The organism is bacterium (assembly GCA_037131655.1).
In the GTDB taxonomy this organism is placed as follows: Bacteria; Armatimonadota; Fimbriimonadia; order Fimbriimonadales; family JBAXQP01; genus JBAXQP01.
The window spans coordinates 1-8,970 of record JBAXQP010000098.1 but is presented as its reverse complement, the minus strand read 5'-3'; the positions used below and the strand labels follow the sequence as shown (position 1 = coordinate 8,970).

Annotated in this window: 11 protein-coding genes and 1 pseudogene; 5 read left to right on the top strand and 7 right to left on the bottom strand. The window is 47.5% G+C overall.

Annotated elements, in window-relative coordinates:
- The 4 genes from WCO51_06200 to WCO51_06185 form a co-directional block, all read left to right on the top strand.
- Window positions 1-491 (top strand): hypothetical protein (locus tag WCO51_06200; GenBank protein ID MEI6512850.1); only part of this gene is annotated, 491 nt, incomplete at its 5' end.
- A 401-nt stretch (window positions 492-892) separates the two neighbouring features.
- Window positions 893-2,674, top strand: coding sequence for a biosynthetic-type acetolactate synthase large subunit (ilvB, locus tag WCO51_06195; protein ID MEI6512849.1), 1,782 nt, complete (start codon window positions 893-895; stop codon window positions 2,672-2,674).
- A 34-nt stretch (window positions 2,675-2,708) separates the two neighbouring features.
- Window positions 2,709-3,239, top strand: coding sequence for an acetolactate synthase small subunit (gene ilvN, locus WCO51_06190; protein ID MEI6512848.1), 531 nt, complete (start codon window positions 2,709-2,711; stop codon window positions 3,237-3,239).
- Between the two features lie 9 nt (window positions 3,240-3,248).
- Entirely contained in the window at window positions 3,249-4,169 is a 921-nt protein-coding gene (locus tag WCO51_06185) for a CehA/McbA family metallohydrolase (GenBank protein MEI6512847.1), read from the top strand.
- 37 nt (window positions 4,170-4,206) lie between these two features.
- Here the strand turns inward: WCO51_06185 and WCO51_06180 are convergent, their stop codons facing one another.
- The 7 genes and pseudogenes from WCO51_06180 to obgE form a co-directional block, all read right to left on the bottom strand.
- Window positions 4,207-4,995, bottom strand: coding sequence for an LOG family protein (locus WCO51_06180; GenBank protein ID MEI6512846.1), 789 nt, complete (start codon window positions 4,993-4,995; stop codon window positions 4,207-4,209).
- 22 nt (window positions 4,996-5,017) lie between these two features.
- Entirely contained in the window at window positions 5,018-5,242 is a 225-nt protein-coding gene (locus tag WCO51_06175; GenBank protein ID MEI6512845.1) for a hypothetical protein, read from the bottom strand.
- A 33-nt stretch (window positions 5,243-5,275) separates the two neighbouring features.
- Window positions 5,276-6,004 (bottom strand): hypothetical protein, encoded by a 729-nt coding sequence (locus WCO51_06170; GenBank protein MEI6512844.1) that lies wholly within the window; start codon window positions 6,002-6,004, stop codon window positions 5,276-5,278.
- Window positions 6,005-6,006: 2 nt separating this feature from the next.
- Window positions 6,007-6,369 (bottom strand): ribosome silencing factor, encoded by a 363-nt coding sequence (gene rsfS, locus WCO51_06165; GenBank protein ID MEI6512843.1) that lies wholly within the window; start codon window positions 6,367-6,369, stop codon window positions 6,007-6,009.
- A complete protein-coding gene (gene nadD, locus WCO51_06160; protein ID MEI6512842.1) occupies window positions 6,353-6,973 on the bottom strand; it encodes a nicotinate-nucleotide adenylyltransferase in 621 nt (206 codons plus the stop codon). Before nadD ends, rsfS begins: the two co-directional genes overlap by 17 nt.
- Complete coding sequence (gene cgtA / locus WCO51_06155) at window positions 6,970-7,272, bottom strand: Obg family GTPase CgtA (GenBank protein ID MEI6512841.1); 303 nt, start codon at window positions 7,270-7,272, stop codon at window positions 6,970-6,972. The genes nadD and cgtA overlap by 4 nt, the downstream gene beginning before the upstream one ends.
- A 144-nt stretch (window positions 7,273-7,416) precedes the next feature.
- A pseudogene (obgE, locus tag WCO51_06150) lies at window positions 7,417-8,256 on the bottom strand (GTPase ObgE).
- Between the two features lie 188 nt (window positions 8,257-8,444).
- Between obgE and WCO51_06145 the strand changes: the two are divergent.
- On the top strand, window positions 8,445-8,970 hold a 526-nt coding region (locus WCO51_06145; GenBank protein MEI6512840.1), incomplete at its 3' end, for a WecB/TagA/CpsF family glycosyltransferase.

The following is an 8,970-nucleotide window of genomic DNA, read 5'->3' as shown; positions in this document are numbered from 1 at the left end:
ATAATGCACCTTCTGTCAACAACGCATCACCACTAGAAAGCACAAGTAGCAAGGATCAAGAGGCTAAGCAAGAGGCTTGGAATCGCGAACAAGAGGCTAAGCAAGAAGCATGGAATCGCGAGCAAGATGAAAAGTATAATCGTGATCAAGCGGCAAGGGATAGTCAGCTTGAAGCAACAAATAGGCAGCGTCAGCGTGATCAAGAAGCAAAGGATCGTGAGCAAGAGGCAAAGTATAAGCGTGATCAAGCTGCAAGGGATAGTCAGCTAGAGGCAGCGAACAGGCAGCGTCAGCGTGAGCAAGAGGCAAAGGATCGTGATCGTCAGCGAGAGGAAGAAAGGAACAGAATCGTCATTTACGAGTGTTTCACTTGTGGGCAAACGATCACCAGAAAAGCGAGTGACTCTTCGCCCTCCTCATGGGATGGTGGACAATGCATTGACCATTTTGGAAAAAAGCAATCAAGCCATTCGTGGCATAAAAGGTCATAACCTAATCAAGCCCCACTTTTGAAGGTAGAGGGGATTATTTGAGACGAGATTCTAAAGCCATTTCTCTTCAGTGTCGAGGCGAGAATGTTTGTACCGAAGCAACCCACTTTAATGCCTCACTGATTGCTAACCCTTACCACTCTTAGATACGGCCCGGAGGCCTACTCAGGGATGCGGAGGATTTTTGTAGGGGCGTAGCTTGCTACGCCCTCCGGAAGGCAGAACAAATTGTGCAACATTCTCGGAGGGGTTGAATCTAAGATTTCAGGTCAGACCCAACCTATCAACAGAAATTGCGTGATTCGCGGTAACATTGACTATCTAAGTTAAGTAGTTTCATATAGAGGGCGTCGGGAATAATTGCCTGACGCTTAACTATCTGCAACGATTTGAGGGATGCTATGAAAAAATTAATGTCCGGCGCACAGATATTATTGGAATGCCTGCACCAAGAGGGATGCGATGTGATCTTTGGTTATCCAGGTGGGGTTCTTCTACCAATTTATGACGCTATTTACGACCGCAAGGACATTAAACATATTCTTGTAAGACATGAGCAGGGAGCTGCACATGCGGCAGATGGTTATGCAAGGGCATCGGGGAAGGTCGGAGTATGCCTTGCGACTTCAGGCCCTGGCGCAACGAATCTCATCACAGGCATAGCAACTGCTAACATGGATTCCATACCGATGGTTTGTATTACCGGCCAGGTACGCACGGCTAATATTGGAACCGATGCTTTCCAGGAAGCTGATTCCGTCGGGATCACTTTGCCGATTGTCAAATACAGCTATTTGGTGAAGAAAACGGAAGATTTGCCAGGAGCAATTGCTGAGGCATTCTATATTGCCCGAACGGGCCGCCCCGGACCAACTCTTGTCGACCTACCGGTCGATGTTTCTAACACTTCAATCGAGTGGTCTCCCGAGGATTATAAACCCAGCAAAAGTCATCCTTATTATCAACCGCAAAGCATCGGTGACCTCAAACAGATTAAAGCGCTTGCAAAGGCAATCAATGATTCTGAAAAGCCTGTGCTCTATGTCGGCGGAGGCATTATTTCATCGGGCGCTCAGGAAGAGTTGACCAAGCTCTCGGAATTGACCAATATCTACGTCACAAATACTCTAATGGGCAAGGGCGCTATCGACGAAACCCATGTCAACTCACTTGGCATGCTTGGAATGCACGGCTCCGCATATGCCAATTATGCTGTTCATCATTGCGACCTACTTATCGGAATTGGCGCGCGGTTCGATGATCGAGTAACGGGGAAAGTCGACCAGTTCGCCCCCAATGCGTTCTTCGCTCATATCGAAATCGATCCTGCTGAAATCGGTAAAGTCGTCCGCTGTGATATCCCCATCATCGGTGATGCCAAAGTTATTCTTACAGAACTACTTAAACATGTGGAACCAAAGCCGCGGCTGCCTTGGAACGATCGGATTGATGAATGGAAGAAAGAATTCCCCCTCTGGTATCCTGATGACGAGAATCTGTATGCCCCCTTCCTCGTCGAGCAAATTAACCGATTGACCAATTATGAAGCGATAATGGTCACCGACGTTGGCCAGCATCAAATGTGGGCTGGACAGTGGTTTAAGTCAAAACGAGCTAGAAATTGGCTCTCTTCAGGTGGATTGGGGACGATGGGTTATGGTTTACCGGCGGCGATCGGCGCCCAACTGGCTCACCCTGAAAAAAGAGTTATCTGTTTTACCGGTGACGGCTCGATCCAGATGAATTCACAGGAATTCATGACCGCGGTTGTTTATAAACTGCCCATTATCGTTGTTATCAATAATAACCGATCCCTAGGCATGGTGCGCCAGTGGCAGGAACTATTCTGGAATAGTCGTTTTTCTCATACAGATATGCAGGCTGCCCCTGATTTCATGAAGCTCATCGATGCCTATGGCGGCATTGGTTTTAGAGTCACCACTCGGCAAGAAGCGATAGAGGCGCTTACGGAAGCTCTAAAGATAACCGACCGGCCCATTGTGGTCGAAGCGATTTTACCGACCGAAGAAAAAGTCTGGCCGATGGTTCCAAGTGGACAACCGGTCGATCAGATGATGGTCCGTCGCCATAACCTTGAAACCGAAGGAGACGAATGGAGCTTTGCTGACGAAGAGAAGGAACTCGAACGACTGCTAAAGAAACAAAAAAAGAGCGGTAAATAACTCGTATTTTCCTGGACTGAAATGTGGAGGCGCTATGTCTGAATTCTATGCACCGATGGCGGGTATAACCCATACCCATACGATAACAACACTGGTTGAGAACCATCCAGGCGTCCTCGCTCGAGTGGCAAATTTATTTGCCCGACGCGGCTATAACATCGAGAGTTTAACCGTCGCCATTACGCAAGATCCGACGGTGTCACGAATGACGGTGGTCGTTTCAGGTGATGACCGAATTTTAGAACAAATTACCAAGCAGCTAAACAAACTTATCGAAGTCATCAAAGTCATCGATTATACCAACCGGCCAGTACTTGAACGTGAGTTGGCAATGATTAAAGTCAATGCGGACGATAACTCACGAAGCTCAATTAAAGAGATATGTGAGATATTTCGCGCCAATATCGTTGACATTAGTGAGCTAGCATTAACGATTGAAGTAACGGGCAGCGATGAAAAGATTAACGCGCTGGTAAAAATGTTGGAACAGTATGGGATAACCGAAATGGTTCGAACCGGCGTCATCGTTCTCGCGCGCGGCAAGGATACCGCTTTTAGCCAGTAGGAGCCAAATATGCCGTTTTACAAAGGCAGCCTTCACGTCCACACGACTTATAGCGATGGTGAAGGGTCGATTTCTCAAATTGCTTCCGTTTACGACGAACTCAGCTACGACTTCATTTATGTGACCGACCACAATGTGGTTGTGCCTGTCGATGAAGTTATACAACAAGGGAATGTACTCATTTTGCCCGGCTGTGAAGTTACCTTGACTATTGAAGAATCAGGCGAAGCAAAGACATACCTTCATGTTAACGGGTTGGATGTACGCGAAATCACTATCCCCGAACCCAAACAATCGGTTGTTGAGACACTTCAATTAGCAGTTGATTCGATTAGAGCAGCAGGCGGGATTGCCCAACTAAATCATCCCAGCTGGAACTGGGCTTATAATGCGGAAGATATGAAACAGGTTCGCGGTTGGCATATGGTCGAGATTGCCAACAAGCATATCGGCGCTCATATCAAAGGCGGAGGTGGTATTCCTAGCACTGAGCAAATGTGGGATGATGTCCTTTCCTCAGGAATGAGGGTTTGGGGCACGGCTACTGATGATGCGCACACAATTAGCTGTCCGAATTGGCACGAATATGTCTACAATCCGCTTCCAGGTAAGGCATGGGTAGGTGTTCAAGCTCCTGAGAAGAGTCCAAAAGCCATAAAAGAAGCGCTCCTGAACGGCAATTTCTACTCATCCACCGGTGTCGACCTCGATGAAATCAAGATAACCGATACCCTTATCTCCCTCAATATTCACCGCAAATGGGATCGCCTATATACAACCTCTTTCATTGGCCAAGATGGTGAAATCCTTCTAATTGATACAACCCTATCTCCAAGTTACACCATCAAAGGAACCGAAACCTACATCCGAGCAAGAATAGAAGACTCCGCCGGCTTTTACGCCTGGACTCAACCACACTGGGTGAAGTAGGGAAAGGGGCGAAACTCCGGATCTGCGATTTCGGAACCTATTGCTTATTGTTAATCTTGGTGCCTGGGAGGGCCTCGTGGTGCTCTGGGGCATTCTGGACCATTTCTACTTGCTTAATCATCGTATCGGCAGCAGCAGCTTTAGGATGATCGCCTTCTGTGCTTTTTTTCGTGCGGAATTTCTCCAACTCGGCCTTAATAAGATTAAGAACTTCAGCTTCTGTATCGGCAACATTAACGAAATCGAGGTCATCAGGGTTGATTAAGCCACGTCGGAGTTGTTGATAACCCATCCATTCAATCAAGCCTCGCCAGAATTCAGTGCCAAGTAGGATTACACACCTTCGCGGTATAAGCCCCACTTGCATGAGCTGCCATACGTACATCAGTTCAAGAACAGTGCCGATCCCACCTGGCGCAACAATTACCGCATCAGATATAAGCATGAACTCATCCAGTCGGGTAGAAAAACGGCTGTGCTCTCGCTTAATGTCGAGGTGTCTATTGGAAGGTTCTATACGGTTTGGAAGTAAAATCGGCAGCCCGATCGAGCGGATGCCCTTTTCATGAGCTTGTTTAACACCGGCATTTGCAGCATCCATCAATCCTGGACCACCGCCGGTTACGATGTCAATTCCCAATCGGCCCAATAAGGAGGCCAGCCGCATGACCATTTTATAAATCGGCTCGTCAGGTTCTATGCGGGCCGAACCGAAGATGACCACTCGGAAATGGTCTTCTTCAAGTTCTGCAAGATCTTTCTCCAGGCTATCGTATTCAGCTAGGAGTTCACGCATCTGCTCGCGAATTCTATCGCTTCTTCTCATATACTTTTAACCCGTGCCTGATTTAGATATCGGTTTTCCAGAAATAAGGTTCACACAGCCTGCGCTCTTCATCATTGAGCATCGCAAAGCATTCGATACAAAGCCCTGCTTCATTAAGCGGGTTAGAGCAGCAAAGCAAGCATTCTTTACTAGCAATTGCTCTCTTCACCACCGCCTGATCTTTCAAAGCGTATTTCAAATCCTCCCGCGAAACCGCGGCATGTGAATTATAACGATGCTTCTTCATTTGTATTACTTAGTTCGTTTTTCGCTCTTCTAATTACAAATCGGATTTCGGCTTTTCTTCCTTGATAGGGGGTTGAAAAGTGCTTAGATCCGGGATGGGAGGCGCGGTTTTGATCGTAAATATCGGACCAAAGTCCTTATTGGCCTGCTTGGCAGTGAGATAAGCATCCGTTGCTGCATAAACCACCACAAACAAAATCAGAATTAGAAGAACGATACCTGGACCGTTAGTCAAAGCAGAGAGGATACTTTTCATGGCTATTTGAGTTCCGCCGCCGCCGATACGATTGCTTCCGACATCTCCCCAGATTAACATCATCGGTATCATGGCGACCACCCATATTGCGAACAAAACGATCGCTTTCGTAACTTGTTTATTATAATACTGTCCGGCGCCGGGCGCAAGCAGCGACAGCATCAACGCAGCGGAGGGGTTTGCGGGCGGGTCTTCACTGAGAAGCGGCATATCTTTCATCGAAATACGATACACCATATCGGCGTACTTTCTTTCGGCATTCAGACGCGGTTTTTTGATCTCCTTGGACTTGAAATACGCATCCTTCGCTTCCTCAAATTGCTCCACATCAGCGAGCAGATCGCCATAAACTTCCCAAAAGGCAGGTTCTTCGGGGTACTGCTCAACAAGATCTTTCAGGTGAGCGATTGCTTCCGCGCTTTTCCCTCGGTTTTGAAGAATATGCACGTTGCGCAAGATGCGCTCGATCTCCTCCGGATCCACCGGCTTTAGAGTTGAATCGTCCATCCCTAACCAGCCTCCTCCTCCGATCGCTTTTGTTCTAATTTAGGTGTGCTCTTCCATAATTCTTCTAACTTATAACGTTCGCGCTCTTCTTCGCGCATAATGTGCACCACAACATCCCCATAGTCAAGCAATATCCACACGGCTTGAGTATAGCCTTCAATGCGTTTGCTTTTTATACCGGTATCACCCAAGGCATCTTGTATACGGTCGGAAATTGCCCTGATGTGTACATCGGAGTTGCCGCTGCACAACACAAAATAGTCCGCTAAATGTGTTTTTTCTTGAATATCGATTGTCTCGATGAGTTCGGCTTTGCCTTCCTCTGCTGCAGTTATTATTCCTTGCAACTTATCTGCTGTTGTCATTCGAATTTTCTCCTAGATAGAGCCCTCGCTCACTAATATATTGGACGACCGTGTCGGATGTTAGATACCTTATTGAGCGCCCAGCGCTCACCATTTCCCTTATCGCGCTGCTTGAGATATCGATTGGCAGCATATCCAGCCATTCTATTTGTGATAGATAGCTTTTCGGTAGTTGTCGTTCGAGGTCAACCCTACTCACACCCGGACGCCTACTCACAACCACTTTAGCTAATTTCAATATCGTTTCCGGCTCGCGCCAGTTCGGAAGCTGTATCGCCGCATCGGCTCCCATCATAAAAAATAACTCTGAGTGTGGATGAAGCGCATGAAGCGCTTGCAAGGTATCAACCGTAAAGGAAGGACCTTCTCGGTCAACTTCGATGCGGGATAATTCATAGAAAGGATTACCCGCTATCGCCAATTTAGTCATAAGGACTCGCTCTTCCACATCGACCGGATGCTCATCCCGTTTAAGTGGAGAGATGCGGGCAGGAATGAAAATGATCTTGTCTAATCCAAAGGTTTGACGAGCTTCCTCAGCTAAGCGCAGGTGACCAAAGTGGATGGGATCAAATGTTCCTCCCTGCAATCCCAACCGAATCATAACCCCTCCACAAAATTGAACTCAGTCCCACCGATACGCACCGTGTCCCCTTCTCCGATACCTGCATTTGAAAGCGCTTCGATAACCCCTAGTTTATCAAGCCTTTTGTGTAAATACAAGACGGCTTCTTCGTTTGACATATCAGTCATTGCCACCATCCGCTCGATACCTTTGCCTTCAACCAGAAAGACATGAGGTTCTACCTCTTTCACGCTCCATTGACTGGCGACGGTACGCTTTGCGGTTATTACTTCAATCGCTTCTTCCGTATCAACAGCAAGCGGTAGTGTCTTGAGCATCTCATCGAGATAGAAGAGCAACGGTTCAATCCCATGTCCGGAAGCTGCTGAGACCGCGAACACTTTTAAACCCCGCGACTCAAGTATTTCCTGGGTCTCGAACAATGTGCTTTTATCATGAAGAGTATCAATTTTATTAAGGGCAACCACCATTGGCTTTTGCCCGAGAGCATCGCTGTAAAGCTCAAGCTCGCGATTGATATTATCAAACGCTTGCACGGGGTCAAGAAGCTGCATGGGAGACATATCAATCATGTGCAATAGAATTCGTGTGCGCTCGATGTGACGCAGGAAACGATCACCTAATCCAACCCCCTGATGCGCCCCTTCGATTAACCCCGGCATATCAGCCATTACGAATGAATTATCACCAACCCGCACCAGACCTAGATTAGGTACAAGAGAGGTAAAGGGCTAATCAGCAATTTTTGGTTTAGCAGCAGAAGCGCGGCTAATTAGTGTCGATTTGCCTGCGTTTGGATACCCAATAATGCCCACATCCGCAATTAACTTAAGCAGAAGCTTAAGCTTTCGAGTCTCACCCGGTTCCCCTTTTTGAGCAATTCGCGGGGCTTGTCGAGAAGGGCTTTTATAACGGACATTTCCAAATCCGCCGACCCCGCCCTTGGCAATCACAAACTCTTGACCAGGCAAGGTCAAATCGACAATTTTCGCTCCAGTTTCAGCATCCTGCACAACAGTGCCCAGCGGTACTCTTAATATTAGGTTTTGAGCATTCTTACCGGACTTTAACCCACCTTCACCATCAACACCGTTATCAGCTCGATAACGAATGTTATAGTGGAAGTCAAGTAGAGTGGTCATGTTGCGGTCGGCAACAATAACAATACTACCGCCGCGCCCGCCGTCCCCACCATCCGGCCCACCTAATGGCACATGCATCTCACGCCGGAAAGAGACCGATCCCCTCCCGCCGTTACCTGCGATTACTTCAATTCCTGCTTCGTCTAAAAAGGTTTGCATAGCTTCTACTTACTAATCTTGCGCTGTCCAAATCAGCTTGTTATTTATTATGTATTCCCCCAAAGCTTACCCCAACCCGCCATGTTGCCATATTACAATACTCAAATCGAAGCTAAAAGCGGTCAAAACGCGAACCGGACTTGAGCCATTCAAGGTACAATAACCCCAGAAAATTGGCGGCGTATCATATGATGGCAACAGAAAAAAAGAGTTTTAATCTGGCATCCAGGTGGCAGCGGATTCATTTTCTCGGCGTTGGCGTGCACAAGGTGACACAGGATGAGGCGTTAGAGGGGATTGAGTGCGCGATAGAGGCGCGAGTCCCTTGCCAAGTGATAACTGCCGATGCCTCAGGTGTTGTCATGGCACAGAAGGATGCTGAGCTAAAAGAACTCTATAACAATGCAGACTTGGTTACACCCGATAGCGCCGGCATTTTGTGGGCGGCTAAACGCTACGGAACCCCATTAAGCGGAAGAGTTTCAGGAGTAGATCTGGTCTATCATCTTTGCCGATTAAGCCATGAGAAAAGCTACAAACTTTTTTTCTTTGGCGCTGCCCCAGGAGTAACGGATCAAGCGGCATCGAATTTTCGTGATAAATTCCCAAATATCCAAGTGGTCGGCACTCGCAATGGCTACTTCAAACCCGAAGAAGAACCCGAAATTATCGAGCAGATAAAAGCGGCTAACCCGGATGTGCTTTTCGTTGCGC